The following is a 21,812-nucleotide window of genomic DNA, read 5'->3' on the forward strand; positions in this document are numbered from 1 at the left end:
ATGACGACGATGAATATGATCCAAGCCATCAATTCCGCGATGGACGTCATGCTGGAGCGCGACCCGAAGGTGTTGGTCTTCGGCGAGGACGTCGGATATTTCGGCGGCGTCTTCCGCGCGACGGACGGCCTGATGGCGAAGCATGGCGCGAAGCGGTGTTTCGACACGCCGATTTCCGAAGGTGGCATAATCGCGACTGCGATCGGAATGGGCGCATACGGCCTTCGTCCCGTCGCTGAAATCCAGTTCGCAGACTACATCTTGCCCGCCTACGACCAGCTTGTTTCGGAAGCGGCCCGGCTCAGGTATCGGTCTGGCGGCGATTTCTGGGCGCCGATCACAGTGAGGTCCCCCTACGGCGGCGGCATCTTCGGCGGCCAAACGCACAGCGCCAGCCCAGAGGCGATCTTCGCCCATATCACGGGTCTCAAAACGGTGATCCCGTCCAACCCGTACGACGCAAAGGGTCTGCTGATCAGCTCCATCGAGGACGACGATCCGGTCATCTTCCTTGAGCCCAAGCGCATCTACAACGGTCCTTTCAACGGCAGGCAAGGTGTGCCGCTGGAGCCGTGGTCGAAGCACTCTGCCAGCGACGTGCCGGAGGGCCATTACACGGTGCCGCTCGGCAAGGCGGCCGTCGTGCGTCCGGGCAAAGCCGTGACGCTTTTGGCCTACGGCACCATGGTGCATGTCGCGCTCGCGGCCGTCGCAGACACCGACGTCGATGTCGAGGTCATAGACCTCAGGAGCATCGTGCCGCTGGACCTTGAAACGATCGTCTCTTCGGTCAAGAAGACCGGACGCTGCATCGTCGTGCACGAGGCTTCCCGCTATGGCGGCTTCGGCGGCGAATTGTCGGCGCTGGTTCAGGAGGAATGCTTCTACTACCTCCAGGCCCCGATCGAACGCGTCACCGGATGGGACACGCCTTATCCACATGCATTCGAGTGGGACTACTTCCCCGGACCACAGCGGGTTGAAACCGCGATACGACGCTGCATGGAGGCCAAGCCATGACCTTCCGCTTCAGACTTCCGGACATTGGAGAAGGAACAGCGGAAGCCGAGATCGGCAACTGGTATGTCGCGCCCGGAGACTTCGTGAAGGAGGATCAGCTCCTCGTCGACGTGATGACGGACAAGGCAACCGTGGAGATGACGTCTCCCGTCACTGGAACCGTCATCGCGATTCATGGCGCGGTCGGCGAGATGCTTCCGATCGGCTCGGTGCTCGTCGAACTCCGTCTCGAAGGTGAGGAGGGCGGAGAACAGCCCCCCGTTCCCATGGAAGACCCTGTCGCGCGGACTGAACCTGTCGGCACCCCGTCATCGGTTGCGGAACCTGTGGTCGTCGTCGCGCCTTCTACCGCGGAGCCGAAGAGTCAGGCTCAGAGTCCTGCGCCTCCCCAATCGGATCGATCCATCATTCTGGCCTCTCCTGCGGTGCGTAAGGCGGCGTTCGAACGAGGTATTCCTCTTCAGTTCGTGCCGGGAACAGGCCCGGACGGTCGCGTCCTCCTTGACGACCTCGATCGGCCGCTCGCCGCGCCGGCCGCGTCGCCGACGGTCGAATTCGAAGACGAAGTTACCGATCGGAAGATCGTCGGCCTCCGTCGACGCATCGCCGAGAAAATGCAGGAGTCAAAACGGCAGATTCCGCATTTCGGCTATGTGGAGGAATTCGATCTGACAGAGCTCGAGGCCCTGCGCGCCGAGCTGAACGCCACGCGGTCTGAGAAGGAACCCAAACTCACGCTGCTGCCCTTCTTCATCAGGGCCGTCGTGATGCTCGTGCCGGAATTCCCGAACGTGAACGCCCGGTATGATGATGCCAACGGTGTTCTGCGGCTCTACCGCGGCGTTCACGTTGGCATTGCGGCGCAGACTCCGGGCGGGCTGATCGTTCCGGTGATCCGGCACGCCGAGCGTCTCGATATCTGGGACTGCGCCAGCGAACTCGCACGGGTGACGGCGGCGGCCCGCGACGGCACGGCCAAGCGGGAAGAGCTGTCCGGTTCCACAATCACTCTCACGAGCCTGGGGACGCTGGGCGGTATCTCGGCCACTCCCATCATCAACCATCCCGAGGTCGCGATTATCGGCCCCAACAAGCTGGTGGAACGTCCCGTCGTGCTCGACGGGCAGATCGTTATCCGCAAGATCATGAACGTCTCCTCGTCCTTCGACCACAGGATCGTCGATGGATACGATGCCGCCCGCTTCATCCAGGCGGTCAAGCGCCTTATCGAGCATCCGTCCCTGCTTTTCGTCGCGAGGAAGAAATGAGCGAAATCACCACGAAAGTTCTCGTCGTGGGCGGTGGTCCCGGCGGCTATGTAGCCGCGATACGCTGCGGACAGCTGGGGCTGAAGACGATTCTCGTCGAGGGCGATCGTCTCGGCGGCACCTGCTTGATCCGAGGATGCATTCCTTCCAAAGCGCTCATTCACGCAGCGGATGAATTTCGGACGGTCTCCCGAGCTTTTGAAGGCGGGGCCCTCGGCATCCGCCTCCAGGCCGCTCCGGAACTCGACCTTGGCCAGACCATCCATTGGAAGGACGGCATCGTCGGCAAATTGAACGCCGGGGTCTCGACACTTCTCCGGAAGGCCAAGGTTCGCGTCGTCAAAGGCTGGGCCAATTTCAGTGACGGGAAGACCTGCACCGTACGGAGCGAAGGCGAACCCGTCACTATCCGGGCGGAGCACGTGATCCTCGCCACCGGATCGACACCCGTCGAGATACCGTCCCTGCCCTTCGGCGGAAACGTCGTCTCGTCCGAAGGCCTTCTGGGTTCGACCGAGCTTCCACGGAACCTCGTCGTGGTCGGCGCCGGCTACATCGGACTGGAACTCGGCACCGCCCTTCGCAAGTTGGGATCGCGGGTTTCGATCGTCGAGCAACTCGGAAAGGTTCTGCCCCTCTATGACGAGGCGCTTTCCGCTCCCGTCGACAAGTGGCTTCGCAACAACGGCGTCGACGTCCATCTGAATTCCGCCGCGAAGGGAATGAATGCCGACGGCACCGCCCTCCTCGTCCAAGACTCCGAGGGCGCAGTTTCCGAACTTCCGGCTGACAAGGTTTTAGTCGCCGTCGGACGCAAGCCTCTCGTAGAAGGTTGGGGCATCGAGAACATGGCGCTTAACCGCGACGGCCGTTTCGTCTCTGTCGATGAACAATGCTCGACGTCAATGAAGAACGTCTGGGCGATCGGGGACCTTGTCGGCGAACCCATGCTGGCGCACAAGGCCTCGGCCCAAGGCGAAATGGTCGCGGAGATCATCGCTGGCAAACGGCGCAGGTTCGCCCCGCTCGCCATTCCAGCAGTGTGCTTTACCGACCCAGAAATCGTGAGTGTCGGGGTGTCGCCTTCGGATGCAGGCGCTGAGGACGCGGTGGTTTCAATTTTCCCGTTCGCCGCGAACGGACGGGCGCTTTCCATGGAAGGCGGCGACTGCGACGGATTCGTCCGCGTGGTGTCGGACCGCTCCACCAAACGGATCGTCGGAGTTCAAGCAGCCGGGGTCCACATCTCCGAGTTGGCGTCCTCCTTCACCCAGGCGATCGAGATGCAGGCGTCGCTCAACGACATCGGTTCAATCATCCACGCCCACCCGACCCTTGGCGAAGCCTTCCATGAAGCCTCGCTCAAGGGCCTTGGCCACGCGATCCATATTTGACGGAGCTACCATGTTCGATTTCTCATTGGGCGACACCGCAGACGCGATCAGGGAGACAACCGCCAAGTTTTCGGCCGACCGCATCGCTCCCATCGCGGCCGAGGTCGACGCCTCCAACACGTTCCCGCGCCAGCTCTGGCCGGAACTCGGGGCGCTCGGCCTTCACGGCATCACCGTCGAAGAGGAATTCGGCGGCTCCGGTCTTGGCTACCTGGCACACGTCATCGCCATGGAGGAAATCTCCCGCGCGTCCGCGTCGGTGGGTCTAAGCTACGGCGCGCATTCGAACCTCTGCATCAACCAGATACGACGCTGGGCGACACCTGAGCAAAAGCGCAGATATCTACCGAAGCTCGTCAGCGGCGAACATGTCGGCGCGCTGGCGATGTCCGAAACGGGCTCGGGTTCGGATGTCGTCTCCATGCGCCTCAAGGCGACCAGGAAAGGCGACAGATACGTTCTCGATGGCACCAAGTTCTGGATTACGAACGCGCCGCACGCCGACGTGCTTGTGGTCTATGCGAAGACCGCTCCCGAGGCAGGACCCAAGGGTATCTCGGCATTTCTTGTCGAGAAGGGCATGGCGGGCTTCTCCGTCTCGAAAAAGCTTGAGAAGATGGGGATGCGCGGCAGCGACACCGCCGAACTCGTATTTCAGAATTGCGAAGTCCCCGCCGAAAACCTCATGGGCAAAGAAGGTGAAGGTGTCAAAATCCTGATGTCGGGATTGGACTACGAGCGCACTGTTCTCGCGGGAGGGCCGCTCGGAATCATGCAGGCCTGCCTGGACGTCGTCCTGCCCTACGTCCGCGACAGGAAACAGTTCGGCAAGCCCATCGGCGAATTCCAGCTGATGCAGGGAAAGGTCGCCGATATGTACGTCGCCATGAACTCGGCCCGGGCCTATGTCTACTCCGTCGCCAAGGCATGCGACGAAGGCCGCACGACCCGCGCCGACGCCGCCTCGGCGATCCTGCTCGCAAGCCAGAACGCCGTCACAGTGTCCATGGAAGCCGTCCAGGCCCTTGGGGGCGCGGGATACACGAAAGAGTGGCCCGTCGAGCGCTATGTCCGCGACGCAAAGCTTTACGACATCGGAGCCGGCACGAACGAAATTCGCAGGTTCCTGATCGGCCGGGAGCTCTTCGGCCAATGAGTATCATCCGCACTGCCATCGACACCACGGACAAGAAATTCGCCGCCAACAACGACCTGAACCGTTCGCTCGTCGCGGACCTGAATGAGCGTGTCGCCGTCGCACGGAGCGGTGGCGGCGAGAAGGCCGCCGCCAGACATGTCGCGAAAGGAAAGATACTTGCGAGGGACCGCATCCAGGCGCTTCTCGACATCGGCAGCCCGTTTCTTGAGGTCGCGCCGCTGGCCGCAAACGGAATGTACGACGGCGAAGCGCCCAGTGCGGGCGTGGTCACGGGGATCGGCAGAGTTTCCGGCCGGGAGGTCATGATCGTCGCCAACGACGCCACCGTCAAAGGCGGCGCGTACTTTCCGATGACCGTGAAGAAGCACCTGCGGGCACAGGAGATCGCGCTGCAGAACCATTTGCCGTGCATCTACCTCGTGGACAGCGGCGGCGCGAACCTTCCCCATCAGGCCGAGGTCTTTCCGGACCGGGACCATTTCGGGGCGATCTTCTTCAACCAGGCGCAGATGTCGTCCCAAGGCATCCCCCAGATCGCCTGCGTCATGGGAAGCTGCACGGCGGGCGGAGCCTACGTTCCGGCCATGTCGGACGAGAGCGTCATCGTGCGCAACCAAGGAACCATCTTTCTCGCCGGGCCGCCACTTGTGAAAGCGGCCACCGGGGAAATCATCACTGCCGAAGAACTCGGGGGCGCGGAGACGCATGGGCGCAGGTCTGGAGTCGTCGACCACGTGGCCGAGAACGACGAACACGCGCTGATGATCGTCCGTGACATCGTGAAGACCTTGAACAAGGTGAAGTCGCCCGACATGGAACTGACGGCCCCTAGACCGCCTCTCCTCGATCCGGCGGAAATCTACGGGGTCATTCCACCCGATGTTAGATCGCCCTACGACGTTCGCGAGATCATCGCCCGAGTCGTCGATGGCTCGGAGATGCACGAATTCAAGCCACTTTACGGAACGACGCTGGTGTGCGGGTTCGCCCATATCTGGGGCATTCCGGTGGCGATCCTGGCCAACAACGGCGTGCTCTTCTCGGAAAGCGCCCAGAAAGGCGCGCATTTCATCGAACTCGCCTGCCAGCGGCGGGTGCCTCTCCTCTTCCTCCAGAACATCTCCGGCTTCATGGTTGGCGGAAAGTACGAGGCTGGGGGAATCGCGAAGGACGGCGCGAAGCTGGTGACGGCCGTCGCCACGGCCAGCGTGCCCAAGGTCACCGTGCTCATCGGCGGCAGTTTCGGGGCCGGAAACTACGGAATGTGCGGCCGGGCATATCGCCCGCGGTTCCTCTTCACGTGGCCCAACAGCCGCATCAGCGTCATGGGTGGCGAGCAGGCCGCCTCGGTGCTCGCGACCATCAAGCGCGACGGCATGGAGGCCAAGGGTGAAAGCTGGGCTGCCGAGGACGAAGAGGTGTTCAAGTCCCCGATCAAGGACAAGTACGAAACCGAGGGAAATCCCTATTTCGCGACGGCGAGGCTTTGGGACGATGGGATCATCGACCCTGCACAGACCCGCGACGTTCTCGGCCTCGCCTTCTCGTCGGCACTGAACGCGCCGATCCCACACAGCCCGCGCTTCGGCGTCTTCAGAATGTAATGCGAGACCGTCCATGCTCGAAAGTGTTCTCATAGCCAACAGAGGCGAGATTGCCCGACGTATCATCCGGACGGCCCACGCGATGGGCATCCGCACAATCGCTGTGTATTCAGAAGCCGACGCGGGGCTCCCCTTTGTGACGGAAGCCGACGAAGCCGTCCTTATCGGTCCCTCCCCGGCGCGCGAAAGCTATCTCCGGCAGGACAAGATCATCGCGGCCGCCATCAAGACCCGCGCCTCCGCGATCCATCCAGGATACGGCTTCCTCTCCGAGAACGCCGAATTCGCCGAAGCCGTCGAGGCAGCTGGCATAGTCTGGATTGGCGCGCCCGCGCATTCCATCCGAGCAATGGGCCTGAAGGATGCCGCCAAGAAGCTTATGATCGAGGCCGGAGTCCCCGTGACCCCTGGTTACATGGGCGACGACCAATCGCCCGACCGTCTCAAGCGGGAAGCTGACCAGATCGGTTATCCGGTCCTCATCAAGGCGGTGGCGGGCGGTGGCGGCAAAGGCATGCGCCGCGTCGAGGCGGCCGACCAGTTTGTCGAGGCTCTCGATTCGTGCCGTCGCGAAGCCCAAGCGTCGTTTGGTGACGATCATGTGCTGATCGAGAAATACATTCTCAATCCGCGCCATATCGAAGTCCAGGTCTTCGCGGACATGCACGGCGATTGCGTTCATCTCTTCGAACGCGACTGCTCGGTCCAGCGACGTCATCAGAAGGTGATCGAGGAGGCCCCGGCACCGGGCATGGATGAGGAGACCCGACGCGCGATTTGCGAAGCCGCGGTGAAAGCGGCCAAGGCGGTGTCGTATGTCGGTGCGGGCACCATCGAGTTTATCGCGGACTCCTCCGAAGGCCTGAGGGCTGACCGTATCTGGTTCATGGAAATGAACACCCGGCTCCAGGTCGAGCATCCGGTGACCGAGGCCATTACCGGACAAGACCTCGTCCGGTGGCAGCTCGAGGTCGCGGCAGGCGGACGTCTCCCGAAGAAACAGGACGAACTCCGGATCGCTGGTTGGGCCGTCGAAGGAAGACTCTACGCCGAGAATCCTGCCGTCGGCTATCTACCGTCGACTGGCACGCTCGCGCATCTCCGTCTCCCGTCCGGCATTCGTGTCGACAGCGGCGTGAGAGAAGGCGACGAGATCACGTCCTTCTACGATCCGATGATCGCCAAACTTATTGCGCATGCGGACGATCGTGAAACAGCGCTCAAGCATTTGTCGGCGGCGTGCGAGCAAGTCGAAATCTGGCCCGTGAAGTCGAACGCGAACCTGTTGGCGATGATCGCTTCGCACCCCGAGTTTGTGGCCGGAGCGGTCGACACCGGCTTCCTTGAGCGCCAGGACGCGCGGTTGGTCATGAAAGACGCCGACGACCGGACCGTCGATCTCGCGGCCTCGGCGCTTCGCAATCCAAGCGGCAACGACCCTTGGAACTCCCTGCCCGGCTTCCGGATCGCGGCTGCGCCGGACACCCGAGCCAAGGTCGGCCTCGGTGGCAAGACAAGGTGGGCTCCCGGCGGGCATCATGGAAACGCGAGGTCCGAGAATATCGAGGGGGCGATCGTGCTTTTCGATCGGGGAAACGCCTGGGAAGTCCTTCACCCGTCCACGGAGGGTGCGCAATCCTCGTCGGCTGCAGGCGACGGTTCCATACTCTCTCCGATGCCCGGGTTGATAACGCTCGTCGACGTCGAACCGGGCCGCAAGGTGGCGAAAGGCGACCGCTTGGTCATCGTCGAGGCCATGAAGATGGAGCACACGCTGAGAGCGCCGTTCGATGGCGTCGTCGAGGCGGTGAAGGTGGCCATTGGAAGCAAAGTCATCGAAGGGCAGCTCGTCGTGACAGTGAAGGCGGGAGAAGATTGATGTCAGGCAGATACTTCGACGAGTGGAAGGTCGGCGACCGCCTATTCCACAAGACCCGGAGAACGGTGACCGAGACGGACAACCTTCTCTTCACAACCCTCTCCCACAATCCCCAGCCGCTGCATCTGGACGCGGAGTACGCGGCGACCACCGAGTTCGGACGGATCGTCGTGAACGGCACGTTCACATTCGCGCTCATGGTGGGTCTCTCCGTCGGCGACACGACGCTGGGCACGCTGGTAGCGAACTTGGGATACGACAAGGTGACGATGCCAAAGCCCGTCTTCATCGGCGACACGCTGCATGTCGAGACCGAGGTCGTGGAAATGCGGGACTCTAAATCGCGTCCGCAGAGCGGCATTTTGACCTTCAAGCACAAGACGATCAACCAGAGAGACGAAGTAGTTTGCGAGTGCTTGCGGACGGCGCTCCTGATGAGGAAGCCTCTATGACCCTGCGCTCTCTGCTGTTCGTGCCCGGCGATCGTCCGGAACGGTTCGAAAAGGCCGCGGCGTCCGGCGCGGACGCGATAATCATAGACCTCGAGGATTCCGTGGCCCACGTCAACAAGGACATGGCGCGTGACGCCATCGCCGCCTTCGGTCAACCCCGGCGTACCTGTCGGCTGTTTGTGCGCATAAATCCGCTGACGTCGCAATACCTCGGGCAGGACCTTCTGGCCGTGCGCAAGACCAACCCCGACGGCATCGTCCTTCCGAAATGCGAAGGTGCGGACGCGGTCGAACTCCTCGTGGACCGTCTACGCGCGATAGGTTGCGAACGGACCTCCGTCCTTCCGATCGCGACCGAAACGCCGGCGGCGATTTTCAAGCTCGGAACGTATGAAAAAGTGCGCGGCCACCTTTGTGGTTTGACGTGGGGAGCCGAAGACCTTCCTGCGGCCACCGGAGCCACGAGTTCTCGGGGGTCTGACGGCCGTTACACCGCCCCGTACGAAGTCGTCAGAGCGTTGGCCCTGTTCGCGGCCCACGCGGCCGCGGTGGAGGCGATCGAAACAGTCTACCCCGACATGCGCGACCTCGACGGTCTTAAGGCTTATGCGGAACGCGGCCGTCGTGATGGATTCACTGGAATGATGGCGATTCATCCTGATCAGGTGCCGATCATCAACGCTGCGTTCACCCCCAGCGACGACGAGATCGCGCGCGCCCAATCCGTCGTAGACGCGTTCGAGGCGAATCCCGGTGCGGGTGTCGTGAGCCTCGACGGGCGTATGCTAGACCTGCCGCACCTGAAATCAGCCAAGGCGATCTTGTCGGCGGCGGGAAAGAGTCGCTGACACGAATTTCAAGACTCCGACACTTCGCTCCGTTCGAGAGGACATGTTCACGATGTACGAGAGAGCCAAAACGGTAGAGGCCGACCCCTTGGTCGGCCTGATGGAGCAGTTCCGCGACGACCAGAGGGAGACCAAACTCGACCTGTCGGTGGGGGCATATCGCAACAGAAGCGGCGAGGTCTTCATAATGAACGCGGTGAAGGCCGCCGAAGCCCGACTGGTGAGAAACCAAAACAGCAAGAGCTATGTCGGCATGCTGGGCAATCCACAATACAACGCCGCGATCGAGGAACTGGTGCTTGGCGCGGCCCGGGGTGACGTGGTCGCTAAGACGTGCCAGACGACCGGGGGAACGGCGGCCCTGAGGCTTCTCGGGGAAATGATTTCCAAACTCAATGGAGGAGCGAAGGTCTGGGTGCCTGATATCACCTATGCCAACCATGTCCCGATCCTCACGGCGGCCGGATGTCGGATTCGGACCTATCCCTACTATGATCTCGGGTCCAGCAGGCTTCTGTTCGAGGAGATGATGGCGACCCTCGAGACTGCGTCGGCCGGACATGTGGTCCTCATACAGGCATGTTGTCACAACCCCACGGGCGAAAACCTCAATCCGGATCAATGGCGGGCGCTGACCGAGTTGGTGGTGCGAAAACGTCTCGTTCCCTTCATCGACGTCGCCTATTTGGGCTTTGGCGACGGGATCGAAGCGGACATGTCCTCCCTCCGGCAGATGGTTTCCAGCGTCGAGGAAGCGATGATAGCGGTGAGCTGCTCGAAGACGTTCACCCTGTACCGCGAGCGCACTGGTGCGGCGATCCTCATCGGACGCGAACAGGCGTCTGTCGATCGCGCCTTCGGAAGCATCGTCGATGCCGCGCGACGTAGTTACTACATGCCCCCGGACCACGGCGCAGCAGTGGTGGCGGAGATACTCACCGACGGTGGCCTTCGAGCCCAGTGGGAAATGGAACTCACAGACATGCGCGAACGCCTTAAAACGCTGAGAGCAGCGCTTTCCAATTGTCTTGAGCTGTTCGGAGGCGATGACAAGTTCTCGTACCTCAATCGCCAGTCGGGGATGTTTTCCATCGTTCCCTCGGCCGGGCGTCACTCGCGGATGCTCCGCGAGAAGTCAGGCGTCTACATCCCAGCCGACGGGCGCCTCAACATCGCCGGCCTCGCGGAGAGCGACATTCCAATGCTTGCGAGTGCATTGATTTTGGTCGCGTAATCGTCGAGCTAGCAAGGCAGCTGATATCGCGACCTCGCCTTCCATTGTATCTCGGGCACTGTAAACTTACCGGCCCCGGGTCAAGGTACTGCACCAGGTCTGCGATCAGGCTACCTGAAGATGGGCGATCGCGCTCCACATCTGCATCGCGGCGCCTCGCAGCTCGCGATAATGGTGAGATGGAATGTCGTGGCGGGGAATTTGGAAGAGGTTGGCGATCGGGTCGTGGATTGAAACGAAGCGCTGGAGTTGTCGCGGTGACTTGAACCGCTTCATGATCCTCTCCCGTCGCCGGATAGGTTGATGAGAATTCTCCACCCGATTGTTCAGGCCCTTGTGCGAACGATGCTCGACGCCGGGCATGATCTCCCGCTTCGCCGCACCATAGGATCGAAGCTTGTCGGTGATCATAACGCGCGGGGCCGAACCTTGCCCTTTCAGAAGTTTGCGCATCAACCGCTTGGCAGCCCTGGCATCGCGGCGGCTTTGGACCAGAACGTCGAGGACGAAGCCATGTTGATCGACGGCGCGCCACAACCAGTGTTTCTTCCCCCCAATAGTGATGACGACCTCGTCGAGGTACCATTTGTCACCGAGCCTGCCGGCTGATCGCCTCCGGATATCATTGGCGAACTGCCTGCCGAATTTCTCCGCCCACAATCTCACGGTCTGGTGAGAGACGATGATACCTCGAGCTGCCAGCATATCCTCGACCATTCGCAGGCTGAGCGGAAACAGGAAATAGAGCCATACGGCATGGGCAATCACTTCCGCTGGAAACCGGTGGCGACGATAGTGAGGATCACGTGCAGATCTGGTCATGCCGACAGATCCCACATTTTCATCGTTTCTCGGTTAACGTTACGGTGCCATCGGCTGCAGTGCCGGCCGCCTTCATCTCGCAAAAACGAATCCGAAGAAGAGCAAGCCCGCGGCCTTTCCGGAAGCGCTAAAACTCTGCCACTTTGCCCCAGGCGGAGGCTGTGAGACGCTCCGGTCTGTAGGGAACTGGGTCGACAAGGGGTGTTTTCCCGGTGATGACATCTGCGATCAGATGACCGGCACCCGGGCCGATTCCGAAGCCATGTCCGCTGAAACCGGCTGCGTGGATGAAGTCGGGAATGGAGGCAATCTCGCCGATGGCCGGCACGCCGTCGGGCGTGCTGTCGATATAGCCGGCCCATTTTGAGGCAATTTTCACCTTTGCGAGACCCGGCAGCAAGTTCCGGGCCCGGCGGAGAATTTCGGAAATCGTGCCCTCGTCGACAGCCGGATCGAGAATACGCATGCGTTCCATCGGTGTGCGCTCATCGAGCCGCCAGCGTCTGAGCGATTCATGTCCCGAGCGCCAGCCCTCGACTCCGCCCGGCGCCAGATTCCGCCAGCGGCGGGCAAACATCGGCACGAAATATCGGGCAAACCGGATCTGCTGCGCCGTAACGTCGACTCTGGCTCGGCCGCCGATCGCCAGCGTGTAGCTGCCGTCGGAACGCCGCGTCCCGGAAACCTCCGCGGTGTGCAGCGCATCCGGCAGGCCCTCGACACCGGGTTCTACGGACAAGATCGAAGAACGGACTGCAGCTTGAGGAAAACGCACATCCAAGTTGTTGCAGAACGAGGAGGCCCAAGCGCCGCCGGCAAGGACGGCGAGTTTGGTCCGGATGGTACCCTTTTCGGTGATCACGGCGGAGAGCCGACCGCCACTCGTCTCGATGCCGCGGGCTGCGCAATTTTGGAGGACGACGCCGCCGGCACTGATGATCGCGCGCGCCACCGCAGGTGCTGCCTTGGACGGATCCGCGGTGCCGTCAGACGGAGAAAAGACACCACCTTTCCACTCTTTACCCGTGGCTTTGCCACGCTCGGTCGCCTCCGTGGGAGACAGCATGAAGGTGGTGACGTCCACCGTGCGGGCGAAGTCCCGCCAGCGCGCCCAGCCCTCCAGTTCCCTCTCGTTGTTGGAGAGATAGAGAAGCCCACAGCGTCGGAAACCGGTGTCCTCTCCGGTCTCTGCAGCGAACTGATCCCAGAGATCAAGGCTCTTGGTGGCGAGCGGAAGTTCGCGGGCGTCGCGGTTCTGTTGCCGGCACCACCCCCAATTTCGGCTCGATTGTTCGGCGCCGATCAGACCCTTTTCGACGAGAACCACTTTGAGGCCCCGCTGTCCAAGGTAGTATGCGGCGAATACGCCGACGATGCCGCCTCCGATGACGACCACATCTGCGGCTTGGGGCTGGGCGTCCGTGGTTTCTATGCGAACGAGCGGGGCAGGCATGGTCATCTCCCTTGAGGCTAATCCATACTATTGCGGACTCCGCCAAAGGGGCGCGCTGAATTCAGCGGTCAACGAAATAATGTTCTGCAATTGTCGGCGAGTACAACCTTTTATGCCGGCTCAATGTTTTCCTCCGAAAATGGACAAGGCAGGAAGCTGTGTTATTCTCTTTGGCATAATCTGCTGATAGGCGGGGGCCGAAATCACCCCGGGGGAGGCCGCATGAAGCTCGATCGGATCGACATCAAGATTCTCTACGAATTGCAGAAGAACGGTCGGATCACCAATGTGGAACTCGCCGAATTGGTTCACCTGTCGCCAAGCCCATGTCTGATGCGGATGAAAAAGCTGCAGTCGGAAGGCTATATCGATGGCTATTCCGCGCTCATCAACACCGCCAAGCTCGGTCAGACCATGACGGTGTTCACCGAAATCACCTTGAAGAACCACCGGCAAATCGATTTCGCGCGCTTCCTATCGACTGTCGAAAAGATTGACTCCGTCATAGAATGCCACCTGGTTTCCGGCGGCTACGATTACCTGATCAAGTTCGTCACCAGCGGCATCGCGGAATATCAGGAAATCATGGAGCGTCTCGTCGACATGGATATCGGCATCGATCGATATTTCAGTTATGTCGTCCTCAAATCGCCGATCGTCAAATCGCACCTGCCGCTGACCAGCCTCTTTCCCTTGTGAGCCGGCAAAAGCCAGAAAAGTTCGTGAGCTCCTCTCAAGCGAGGCCATTCCGAGCTGCCCGAAGTCACCAACTCGCTCCCGCGTCAAGCCATGAGCAACCTGACATCCCTGTCTTCCAGCGTCTGGTCAAGAGTCTTCCGTGTGCGTGCGACGATCGCATCGATATCGTCGTCGGTGCAGCAAAGCGGCGGCGCATAGCCCAGCACGCCGTTGCCAAAGGCGCGAATGATAAGGCCGTTTTCCCAGGCGCGGTCAAAAATCCGGCGGGAGGGGTCGGCCACGACAGGAAGTGGTGTCTTCCTTTCCTTGTCAGTAACGAGTTCGATGGCCGCCAGCATGCCGCGGCCCCTGATGTCGCCGACGAGTGGATGGTCGCCCAGGCTCTTTAGGCCTTCCATCAGACGGGCTCCCGCCTTGCGGCCGTTCTCCAGCAGGCCGCCCTCATAGAGACGCAGGACTTCAAGCGCCACTGCAGCACTCACGGGATGAGCAGAATAAGTGTTGCCATGCCCCACCGCCGAGGCGCCGGCGCTGTCGGCAATCGTGTTGTAGACGTGATCTGTCATGAAAACCGCGCCCATCGGCACGTAACCAGAGGTCAGGCCCTTGGCGACAGTCAGGAAGTCTGGAACGATATCGTCTTCGGTACAGGCAAAGAGTGGCCCCGTACGGCCGAAGGCAGTGATCACTTCATCGGCGATGAACAGAATGTCGAGCTCGCGGCAGAGATTGCGCATCGCTTTCATCCAGCCCTTCGGCGGCACAAGCACACCGCCAGATCCCTGGATCGGTTCGGCATAGAATGCTGCGACACGGTCAGCGCCGATTTCCTCGACCTTCCTTCGGAGCGCCTCTTTTGACGCGGCAATGATCGCCTGCGGATCGTTTCCGACGGGATTGCGATACGCGTAATGCGAGGGGATCTTATGCTGCCAGTCGAACGGGATGCCGAAGCCGGCATGAAAAGCCGGCAGCGCGGTCAATCCGGCGCCGACAGTCGAGGAGCCATGATAGCCCTGTTCGAGCGAAATGAACTGGTCTTTCCGAGGCGTGCCTTTTGCATGATGGTAATAGCGAATGAAACGGACGGTGCTGTCGATCGCATCCGAACCGCCAAGCGTGAAATAAACGTGGTTGAGATCGCCAGGCGCGCGTTCGGCAAGTTCCGCCGCCAGCCGGATCGCCGGTTCCGAACCGAGCCCGAAATAGGCGGTGGCGTAGGGCAGCTCGCGCATCTGCCGGGCGGCGGCTTCGACGATGCTGTCGTGGCCGTAACCCGCATTCACGCACCAGAGGCCGGCAAAGCCGTCGATGAGCTGGCGGCCGGAAAAATCGGTCACGGTCGCGCCGGAGGCCGAGGATAGAACGCGCACGCCGAATTTTTCGTGGCCGCGATAGGAGGCGACTGGATGAACCAGATGGGCGCGGTCGAGTTCGATGAGGGAATCGCTGAGCATCTTCGTCTCCGATCAGCCGAAAGCCTGATTGGCCAGGGCAAAGGTTTTGACATGGGAGGATGGATTGGTTTGGCCGCCGCGCAGCATCGCCGTCGCTCCGCCGACATGGATAAGTCCGCGTTCGGCCAGCCACTGCGACAAGCCTAAGTCCTTGGGTGTGTCGATGCGAAGAAATCTGTCCCGTCGAGCCGCTATTTGGAACGAGATGAGCTTGCGGGCATCCTCGGCATACTCCGCCACCACCGGACCGATGACCTCGCCGCGTCCGAAGGCACGCGTCGCCCCGAAGCCCGCGACATGTCCACCTCGCCGGATCACTGCAAATCGGCCGACATCCTTCAAATAGGAAATCAGCTGGCTGCGATCAGCGCCGAACGCGGCTTTGTCCAAGGCAGCTATTTCCGCGAGATCGCCAGATTGCATCCACTCGACATCGATCGGTGCATCCACGGCTGCACAGACGCCCTGGCATTGCAGAATGTCTCCGACTTGGCGAAAGCCCACCTTTTCATAGAGCGGCAGGCCTTCCTCGGTCGCGACCAGTCTGCACGGCTCTCCGCGAGCAGCATCAAGACCGGCATCCATCAGCCGGCGGCCGAGGCCCCGTCCGCGCATGGCTTCAGCAACAATGACCATATTTATCGTGGCACAGCCTCCGAAGCGTGTCGTGAGTGTAGTGCCGACGACCTTGTCGTTCTCCAGCACGACGAAGCCTGTGCTCAAAGCAAGTGCCATTTCCCAATCCACCAGCCTGTGTGGCCAGCCGGCCTGACGCGAAAGCGCCAGCGCACCTTCGAGATGTTGGGTACCGAACGGACCGATGTCGAGTTGGGTCGTTTGCATCACCTGGATCCTTGCTTCTTTACAGCGAAGGATAACCCGGGCTGAAGAGAAGATCGTCCCGACAAAGGGAGATGGGCGATATCTTTCGCCGTCCTGGTGGGCGCTCGCCGCATCTTATGCTGAGCACAAATCCTCGAATGGCTGACTATGTCCACGGAATGCCGACGCAATTCTCTGCCAAATACAGACGAAATACGAGAGATTCTGCTTCGCGGGCTGGCAACTGCGGTCTGTTGCTCTGCATGGGCCGTTCTAGGATCACATGGACGAGTGCGCCTCGGGCATAAGCAAGGACTAGCGGAGCACAGCGATGAAGTTCGAATCCTACTGGCACGACACCGCCCCGAAATTCGCAGGCGCCTGCAATGGCCCCGTCGAAGGCCATTATGATGTTGCCGTGATCGGCGGCGGCTTCACGGGCCTTGCCGCCGCGCGACAGCTCGCGAAGTCGGGCGCCCGGGTTGCCGTGCTGGAGGCGAACCACATCGGTTGGGGTGCATCCGGCCGCAACGGCGGACATCTCAACAACGGTCTTGCCCATGGCTTCATCGCCGCCAAGGCGGAACTTGGGGTCGAACGCGCGGTGGCGCTCTACCGTGCGCTCGACGACTCGATCCACACGATCGAAAGTATCGTCGCTGAAGAAAACATCGACTGCGATTTCCGGCGCGCCGGAAAGCTGAAGCTCGCTTCAAAGCCGCAGCATTTCGATGCGATTGCCCGCAATTTCGAAGCAGTGCACCGTGAGGTCGATCCGGATACCGCGCTGCTGACGCCCGATGATCTCAAGAGCGAGGTCGGCTCTCCCTTCCACGGCGCGATGCTCTCGAAGAAGAGCGCCATGATGCATATGGGCCGATATGTCGTGGGATTGGCGAAGGCGGCCGGCCGTCATGGCGCGACGATATTCGAAGACGCGCAGATGACGCGCCACACCATATCGGGCCCGAAGCATCGGCTGGAGACAGCCCGGGGCGAGGTAACCGCCGATCATGTCCTGGTCGCGACCGGTGCCTACACGTCCGAAGCCTCCTTCAACTATTTCCGGCGCCGCATCATTGCCGTCGGCAGTTTCCTGATCGCGACCCGGCCTTTGACAGCGGCGGAAGTCGCCGCCACCATGCCGGGCAACCGGACCTGCGTCACGTCGATGAATATCGGCAACTATTTCCGCCTGTCGCCGGACAACCGGCTGATCTTCGGCGGCCGCGCCCGCTTTGCCGCAACGTCGGACCAACAATCGGACGCAAAGAGCGGCGCCGTCTTGCGTGCCAGTCTCGCGCAGATCTTCCCGCAACTGGCCAATGTGGAGATCGACTATTGCTGGGGCGGCCTGGTGGACGTGACCAAAGACCGTTATCCCAGGGCAGGCTATGTCGACGGCATCTGGTATGCGATGGGCTATTCGGGCCATGGCGCGCAACTCTCGACGCATCTCGGGATGATCATGGCCGACGCCATTCTGGGTAAAGCGGATCGGAATCCGCTCAAAGGCCTTGAATGGCCCGCGGTGCCCGGCCATTTCGGCAAGCCCTGGTTCCTTCCGCTCGTGGGGCTTTACTACAAGACCCTCGACCGATTTCAGTAAGGCGGCCCTTCTCCCCTGCCGCCAATTAGGGCGCGGATCTCTCGATCCGCGCCCTCTTTTTCACCGATGAGTGGATGGACACTCAATACCGAGTTGGCCGCGCTTGCCGCCGCGGCCGGACCCAGTAGAATAGGTCCGTGGATGCAAACGAAAGAAACGAACGGCCCCTCAGAGACGTTCGAGGACAGCCTTCGCGATCGCCTCGGTCCTGTCCCTTCCGGGAACGGTGCCGACGCCGGCGGTTGTCGTCGATTCGATGGCGGCCATGATGCGGGCCGCAGCGGCGCGCTCGCCGAGATGGTCGAGCATCATCGCCCCCGACCAGATCGCCGCGATCGGATTGGCAATGCCGAGATGGGCGATATCGGGCGCCGAGCCGTGGACCGGTTCGAACATCGAAGGTGCGGTGCGATCCGGGTTGATATTGGCGGAGGCTGCAAAGCCGAGCCCGCCCTGGATCGCTGCACCAAGATCCGTGAGGATATCGCCGAACAGGTTCGAGGCGACGACCACGTCGAGGGTCTCCGGCGCCATCACCATACGCGCCGCCATCGCATCGATGTGGTAACTCGTCACCTCGACATCGGGATACTCCGCAGAAACCAGGCGGGTGATCTCGTCCCAGAGCACCATGGAATATTTCTGGGCATTGGACTTGGTAACCGAGGCGAGTTTGCCGCGCCGCATGCGGGCCTGTTCGAAGCCGAAGCGCAGGATGCGTTTGACGCCCGCCCGCGTGAAGATGGAGGTCTCCACCGCGACTTCATCGGCCGTTCCCTGATGGATGCGACCGCCGGCGCCGGAATATTCGCCTTCGGTGTTCTCCCTTATGCAGAGTATGTCGAAACCGCCGGCCTTGAGCGGACCTGAAGCGCCGGGCAGCAGCCGATGCGGGCGGATATTCGCGTACTGCACGAAAGCCTTGCGGATCGGCAGCAGCAGTCCATGCAGCGAAACCGAATCCGGCACCTCCGCCGGCCAGCCAACCGCGCCGAGAAGTATCGCGTCGAAGCGCCGGAGCGTTTCGATGCCATCGGCAGGCATCATCTCGCCGGTCTGTTTGTAGAACGCGCAAGACCACGGGAAAGTGGTCCCATCGAGGGCAAAACCCGAAATCTTCGCTGCAGCCTGCAGCACATCCCAGGCTGCTTCGGTGACCGGTTTGCCGATGCCGTCTCCCGGCAGAAGCGCGATGGAATAGGTCTTCATGGTCAGGTCCTATACATTGATGAGTACGCTCTTGCTTTTGCGGTTGGCTTGATAGGCTTCGCGGCCGAGGTCCTTGCCGATGCCGGACTGCTTGTAGCCGCCCGTCGGCAGTATATGGTCGCGGGAGCGGCTGTATCGGTTGACCCAGACGGTGCCCGCCTGCAGCCGACGGGTGAGGCGGATGGCGCGCGAGAGATCGCGGGTGAAAAGCCCCGCCGCAAGCCCGTAGGTGGGATGGTCGGCCAGCGCGAGCGCCTGTTCCTCATCGGTGAAGGTCTGCAGCGTCAGCACCGGCCCGAAGATTTCCTCCATCACTGCGGGGGAGTCCTGGCCGACGTTAGACAGCAGCGTCGGCGCGTAGAAATAGCCTGATCGATCGAGGAATTTTCCGCCGGTGAGGCATTCGGCGCCGGTGTCGCGTGCCGCGCGCACGATCGCATCGATCCGGTCGATCTGGCGCTCGGAAATAACAGGTGAGTAGTCGCTGGTCTCATCCCAGGTCGGGCCGGGCGTGATCGCGGCCATGCGGGCGAGGAGGGTTGCGACCAAGGGCTCCATCACGGATTGCTCGACGATGACGCGAGAGCCGGCGACGCAGGCCTGGCCGGCATTGACGAGAATGCTGTTGGCAATCGCGTTGGCGGCGAGCGTCAGATCGGCATCGGCAAAGACGATTTGCGGGCTCTTGCCGCCGAGTTCCAAGGTCATCGGCTTGACGCCCGTCCTTGCGATATTGGCCATGATCGCGGAGCCAGCGGCTGTCGAACCGGTGAAGCTGATTTTGGCGATATCGGGATGGCCGGTCATGGCATTGCCCGTGGTCTGACCGTCGCCGAGCACGATATTGACGAGGCCTGCCGGAATGCCGGCGCGTACGGCCAGCTCGGCGATATAGAGCGTCGAGAACGGCGTCATTTCGGACGGTTTCAGCACGATCGCATTGCCGGCGGCGAGCGCCGGGCCGAGCTTCCAGCCCGCCATGGAGAGCGGGAAGTTCCAGGGCGTGATCGCGCCGACCACGCCATAGGGCTCGGTCATGATCATGCCGAGGCTATCGTCGCCGGTCGGCACGAGATCGCTGCCTTCCTTGTCGGCGAATTCGGCGAAAAAACGGATCTGTTCGGCCGTGACGGCGACATCGCCCCGGATGAGCTGGCCTATCGGGCGTGTCGAGGATACGGCTTCCAGCCGGGCCAGGGTTTCGGCTTCGGCTTCGATCAGATCCGCCCAGCGATGCATGGCATTGGTGCGCTCGCGCGGGCGGCGGGTTGACCACCCGCTTTCCCGGAGTGCCGCTTTTGCGGTAGAGACAGCCTGATCGACGAGATCGGCATCTGCCACGGGGCATTCGGCATAGGCGACGGCGTCGGAAGGGCGTTGCATCGGCAGCACGCCTTTGGCATCGACATAGCGTCCGCCGATGAAATGGCCCTTCGGCAACTGAATTGTGTCGGGGTTGAAACTCAGAGCCATGGCCGTGTCCTTGGATGATATGGTTGAGGCCACACGAGGCCTTTGTGAAGACTATTCCACTCAACCGGCTCGTGTGGTCCTCTTAGGTGTGGGCGATGGTGCGGTTACATCACCGTCACGTAGATCTTCCGGACGGTTTCTACGGTGCGCCAGGTGCCGACGAAGCCCGGCTTCATCACGAAGCTGTCGCCTGTCTTATATGTAACTGGTTCCCCGCCATCTGGCGTGATTTCCACGACGCCCTGAAGGATGTGGCAAAACTCAAAGGTCTCGCCCTTGACGGAGCGCGTCAGTCCCGGAGTTGCTTCCCAGACGCCGGAGTGAATCATTTCGTCTCGCGCGACATCCTGCGCCCAGGTCTTGAACGATGGATCACCCGAAATCAGCCGCTCGGGAACGGGTTTGGATTCGCGCGGGGCTTCGGTGCTGTTGAGGTCGATGGTCTTGAGAAGGGACATGTTTTCTCCTGTCTGTCCTGCTGTTGTTCAATAGCCGCGGCCGCGATCGACCAGGCCGATCGGGTCGAGACCGGCGCGATGGCGCCTGATGTTTTCGATGACCGAGCGGGCCGCCGTTTCGGGCTGCGTCACGCTGGCGATGTGGGGCGTGAGTATGATATTGGGATGCCGCCAGAAGGGATGTTCACGGGGCAGCGGTTCCGGTTCGGTGACGTCGATAACCGCCCCTGAAAGTTGCCGCATATCGAGCGCATCGACGAGAGCATCATGATCGAGCTGTGCGCCTCGGCCGACGTGTACGAGCGCCGCTCCTGGCGGAAGCGCTGAGAAGAGATGCGCATCGAGAACGCCGCGGGTCTCCTCCGTGAGCGGGAGAAGGCAAACCAGAATGTCGGTCTCTCGAAGAAAAGACGTTAGCGAATTAGCGCCGTGATAACAGCGCACTCCTTCGATCTGCCGCGGAGAACGGCTCCAGCCAGACAGAGGAAAGCCGAATGGCTTTAATCGTTCGATGACGGCCTGTCCGAGCATGCCGAGCCCGAGCACGCCGATCCGGCGCTCCCCCGCCTGCCGGACCGGCAGCGCCTGCCACCTGCCTTCGCACTGCTGCCCGATATAGGCCTTGAGATTGCGGTGAAGCGCCAGCACGGCCAGCGTCACATATTCCTGCATCATACGGACGATGCCGTCCTCGACCATGCGCACGAGCTTGACGCGCGGCGGTAGCGTTTCGACCCGGAACTGGTCGACGCCGGCTCCGATCGAAAACACGATGTCGAGATTTTTGAAACGGTCGAGATCGGGTGGCGCGGTCCAGGTCAGGAGGTAGCTGACATCATCAGGATCAACCTGCGTCTCATCCGTGATAAAGGGAAGTTCGGGCAGCTCGCGGGCAAAGGCTTCGGCGAAGACGCGCCCTCTCTCGCGATCGGAATTGAACCAGAAAGCCATC

Annotated in this window: 19 protein-coding genes; 11 read left to right on the forward strand and 8 right to left on the reverse strand. The window is 61.5% G+C overall.

The genetic code is table 11. The features are described from left to right. The 9 genes from AC2YI2_RS31825 to AC2YI2_RS31865 are packed head-to-tail and all read left to right on the forward strand — an operon-like array spanning window position 1 to window position 10,858. Window positions 1-1,020, forward strand: a complete 1,020-nt coding sequence (locus AC2YI2_RS31825) for an alpha-ketoacid dehydrogenase subunit beta (protein WP_487390549.1) — start codon at window positions 1-3, stop codon at window positions 1,018-1,020. Then, complete coding sequence (locus AC2YI2_RS31830; protein ID WP_487390550.1) at window positions 1,017-2,288, forward strand: dihydrolipoamide acetyltransferase family protein; 1,272 nt, start codon at window positions 1,017-1,019, stop codon at window positions 2,286-2,288. Before AC2YI2_RS31825 ends, AC2YI2_RS31830 begins: the two co-directional genes overlap by 4 nt. Further along, the gene (gene lpdA / locus AC2YI2_RS31835) at window positions 2,285-3,682 is read left to right on the forward strand and encodes a dihydrolipoyl dehydrogenase (protein WP_487390551.1); all 1,398 of its coding nucleotides are present in this window, start codon (window positions 2,285-2,287) and stop codon (window positions 3,680-3,682) included. The genes AC2YI2_RS31830 and lpdA overlap by 4 nt, the downstream gene beginning before the upstream one ends. A 10-nt stretch (window positions 3,683-3,692) precedes the next feature. Then, window positions 3,693-4,838 (forward strand): isovaleryl-CoA dehydrogenase, encoded by a 1,146-nt coding sequence (locus AC2YI2_RS31840; RefSeq protein ID WP_487390552.1) that lies wholly within the window; start codon window positions 3,693-3,695, stop codon window positions 4,836-4,838. Further along, complete coding sequence (locus tag AC2YI2_RS31845; RefSeq protein WP_487390553.1) at window positions 4,835-6,445, forward strand: carboxyl transferase domain-containing protein; 1,611 nt, start codon at window positions 4,835-4,837, stop codon at window positions 6,443-6,445. Before AC2YI2_RS31840 ends, AC2YI2_RS31845 begins: the two co-directional genes overlap by 4 nt. A gap of 13 nt (window positions 6,446-6,458) precedes the next feature. Next, the gene (locus AC2YI2_RS31850) at window positions 6,459-8,324 is read left to right on the forward strand and encodes an acetyl/propionyl/methylcrotonyl-CoA carboxylase subunit alpha (protein WP_487390554.1); all 1,866 of its coding nucleotides are present in this window, start codon (window positions 6,459-6,461) and stop codon (window positions 8,322-8,324) included. Then, window positions 8,324-8,776, forward strand: coding sequence for a MaoC family dehydratase (locus tag AC2YI2_RS31855; RefSeq protein WP_487390555.1), 453 nt, complete (start codon window positions 8,324-8,326; stop codon window positions 8,774-8,776). The genes AC2YI2_RS31850 and AC2YI2_RS31855 overlap by 1 nt, the downstream gene beginning before the upstream one ends. Continuing rightward, the gene (locus AC2YI2_RS31860; RefSeq protein ID WP_487390556.1) at window positions 8,773-9,624 is read left to right on the forward strand and encodes an HpcH/HpaI aldolase/citrate lyase family protein; all 852 of its coding nucleotides are present in this window, start codon (window positions 8,773-8,775) and stop codon (window positions 9,622-9,624) included. The genes AC2YI2_RS31855 and AC2YI2_RS31860 overlap by 4 nt, the downstream gene beginning before the upstream one ends. A gap of 43 nt (window positions 9,625-9,667) precedes the next feature. Next, the gene (locus tag AC2YI2_RS31865; RefSeq protein ID WP_487390557.1) at window positions 9,668-10,858 is read left to right on the forward strand and encodes an amino acid aminotransferase; all 1,191 of its coding nucleotides are present in this window, start codon (window positions 9,668-9,670) and stop codon (window positions 10,856-10,858) included. A gap of 105 nt (window positions 10,859-10,963) precedes the next feature. On the opposite strand, the gene AC2YI2_RS31870 is transcribed toward AC2YI2_RS31865, so the two are convergent. Together AC2YI2_RS31870 and AC2YI2_RS31875 are read right to left on the reverse strand one after the other, a co-directional pair. Next, complete coding sequence (locus AC2YI2_RS31870) at window positions 10,964-11,680, reverse strand: IS6 family transposase (protein WP_487390574.1); 717 nt, start codon at window positions 11,678-11,680, stop codon at window positions 10,964-10,966. Window positions 11,681-11,807: 127 nt separating this feature from the next. Beyond that, window positions 11,808-13,133 (reverse strand): NAD(P)/FAD-dependent oxidoreductase, encoded by a 1,326-nt coding sequence (locus AC2YI2_RS31875; RefSeq protein ID WP_487390558.1) that lies wholly within the window; start codon window positions 13,131-13,133, stop codon window positions 11,808-11,810. A gap of 222 nt (window positions 13,134-13,355) precedes the next feature. Between AC2YI2_RS31875 and AC2YI2_RS31880 the strand changes: the two genes are divergently transcribed. Beyond that, complete coding sequence (locus AC2YI2_RS31880; protein ID WP_487390559.1) at window positions 13,356-13,832, forward strand: Lrp/AsnC family transcriptional regulator; 477 nt, start codon at window positions 13,356-13,358, stop codon at window positions 13,830-13,832. 83 nt (window positions 13,833-13,915) lie between these two features. On the opposite strand, the gene AC2YI2_RS31885 is transcribed toward AC2YI2_RS31880, so the two are convergent. After that, on the reverse strand, window positions 13,916-15,289 hold the full coding sequence (locus AC2YI2_RS31885) for an aminotransferase class III-fold pyridoxal phosphate-dependent enzyme (protein ID WP_487390560.1): 1,374 nt from the start codon (window positions 15,287-15,289) through the stop codon (window positions 13,916-13,918). Window positions 15,290-15,301: 12 nt separating this feature from the next. Then, window positions 15,302-16,132 (reverse strand): GNAT family N-acetyltransferase, encoded by an 831-nt coding sequence (locus AC2YI2_RS31890; RefSeq protein ID WP_487390561.1) that lies wholly within the window; start codon window positions 16,130-16,132, stop codon window positions 15,302-15,304. A gap of 310 nt (window positions 16,133-16,442) precedes the next feature. Between AC2YI2_RS31890 and AC2YI2_RS31895 the strand changes: the two genes are divergently transcribed. Next, the gene (locus AC2YI2_RS31895; protein ID WP_487390562.1) at window positions 16,443-17,720 is read left to right on the forward strand and encodes an NAD(P)/FAD-dependent oxidoreductase; all 1,278 of its coding nucleotides are present in this window, start codon (window positions 16,443-16,445) and stop codon (window positions 17,718-17,720) included. Between the two features lie 168 nt (window positions 17,721-17,888). On the opposite strand, the gene AC2YI2_RS31900 is transcribed toward AC2YI2_RS31895, so the two are convergent. From AC2YI2_RS31900 to AC2YI2_RS31915, 4 genes are all read right to left on the reverse strand, one after another. Further along, complete coding sequence (locus AC2YI2_RS31900) at window positions 17,889-18,929, reverse strand: tartrate dehydrogenase (protein WP_487390563.1); 1,041 nt, start codon at window positions 18,927-18,929, stop codon at window positions 17,889-17,891. A 9-nt stretch (window positions 18,930-18,938) separates the two neighbouring features. Further along, window positions 18,939-20,402, reverse strand: coding sequence for an aldehyde dehydrogenase family protein (locus AC2YI2_RS31905; RefSeq protein ID WP_487390564.1), 1,464 nt, complete (start codon window positions 20,400-20,402; stop codon window positions 18,939-18,941). A gap of 104 nt (window positions 20,403-20,506) precedes the next feature. Beyond that, window positions 20,507-20,860 (reverse strand): cupin domain-containing protein, encoded by a 354-nt coding sequence (locus tag AC2YI2_RS31910; protein WP_487390565.1) that lies wholly within the window; start codon window positions 20,858-20,860, stop codon window positions 20,507-20,509. 27 nt (window positions 20,861-20,887) lie between these two features. Further along, window positions 20,888-21,811, reverse strand: a complete 924-nt coding sequence (locus AC2YI2_RS31915) for a 2-hydroxyacid dehydrogenase (protein ID WP_487390566.1) — start codon at window positions 21,809-21,811, stop codon at window positions 20,888-20,890. Window position 21,812 lies beyond the last annotated feature (1 nt).

The sequence above is a fragment of the Rhizobium sp. SRI_017 genome (assembly GCF_057586295.1).

Excerpts from the sequence above, each read along its gene's own strand:
- AC2YI2_RS31825 (WP_487390549.1), top strand. The coding sequence starts at position 1 with ATGACGACGATGAATATGATCCAAGCCATCAATTCCGCGATGGACGTC.
- AC2YI2_RS31830 (WP_487390550.1), top strand. The coding sequence starts at position 1,017 with ATGACCTTCCGCTTCAGACTTCCGGACATTGGAGAAGGAACAGCGGAA.
- lpdA (WP_487390551.1), top strand. The coding sequence starts at position 2,285 with ATGAGCGAAATCACCACGAAAGTTCTCGTCGTGGGCGGTGGTCCCGGC.
- AC2YI2_RS31840 (WP_487390552.1), top strand. The coding sequence starts at position 3,693 with ATGTTCGATTTCTCATTGGGCGACACCGCAGACGCGATCAGGGAGACA.
- AC2YI2_RS31845 (WP_487390553.1), top strand. The coding sequence starts at position 4,835 with ATGAGTATCATCCGCACTGCCATCGACACCACGGACAAGAAATTCGCC.
- AC2YI2_RS31850 (WP_487390554.1), top strand. The coding sequence starts at position 6,459 with ATGCTCGAAAGTGTTCTCATAGCCAACAGAGGCGAGATTGCCCGACGT.
- AC2YI2_RS31855 (WP_487390555.1), top strand. The coding sequence starts at position 8,324 with ATGTCAGGCAGATACTTCGACGAGTGGAAGGTCGGCGACCGCCTATTC.
- AC2YI2_RS31860 (WP_487390556.1), top strand. The coding sequence starts at position 8,773 with ATGACCCTGCGCTCTCTGCTGTTCGTGCCCGGCGATCGTCCGGAACGG.
- AC2YI2_RS31865 (WP_487390557.1), top strand. The coding sequence starts at position 9,668 with ATGTTCACGATGTACGAGAGAGCCAAAACGGTAGAGGCCGACCCCTTG.
- AC2YI2_RS31870 (WP_487390574.1), bottom strand. The coding sequence starts at position 11,680 with ATGACCAGATCTGCACGTGATCCTCACTATCGTCGCCACCGGTTTCCA.
- AC2YI2_RS31875 (WP_487390558.1), bottom strand. The coding sequence starts at position 13,133 with ATGCCTGCCCCGCTCGTTCGCATAGAAACCACGGACGCCCAGCCCCAA.
- AC2YI2_RS31880 (WP_487390559.1), top strand. The coding sequence starts at position 13,356 with ATGAAGCTCGATCGGATCGACATCAAGATTCTCTACGAATTGCAGAAG.
- AC2YI2_RS31885 (WP_487390560.1), bottom strand. The coding sequence starts at position 15,289 with ATGCTCAGCGATTCCCTCATCGAACTCGACCGCGCCCATCTGGTTCAT.
- AC2YI2_RS31890 (WP_487390561.1), bottom strand. The coding sequence starts at position 16,132 with ATGCAAACGACCCAACTCGACATCGGTCCGTTCGGTACCCAACATCTC.
- AC2YI2_RS31895 (WP_487390562.1), top strand. The coding sequence starts at position 16,443 with ATGAAGTTCGAATCCTACTGGCACGACACCGCCCCGAAATTCGCAGGC.
- AC2YI2_RS31900 (WP_487390563.1), bottom strand. The coding sequence starts at position 18,929 with ATGAAGACCTATTCCATCGCGCTTCTGCCGGGAGACGGCATCGGCAAA.
- AC2YI2_RS31905 (WP_487390564.1), bottom strand. The coding sequence starts at position 20,402 with ATGGCTCTGAGTTTCAACCCCGACACAATTCAGTTGCCGAAGGGCCAT.
- AC2YI2_RS31910 (WP_487390565.1), bottom strand. The coding sequence starts at position 20,860 with ATGTCCCTTCTCAAGACCATCGACCTCAACAGCACCGAAGCCCCGCGC.
- AC2YI2_RS31915 (WP_487390566.1), bottom strand. The coding sequence starts at position 21,811 with ATGGCTTTCTGGTTCAATTCCGATCGCGAGAGAGGGCGCGTCTTCGCC.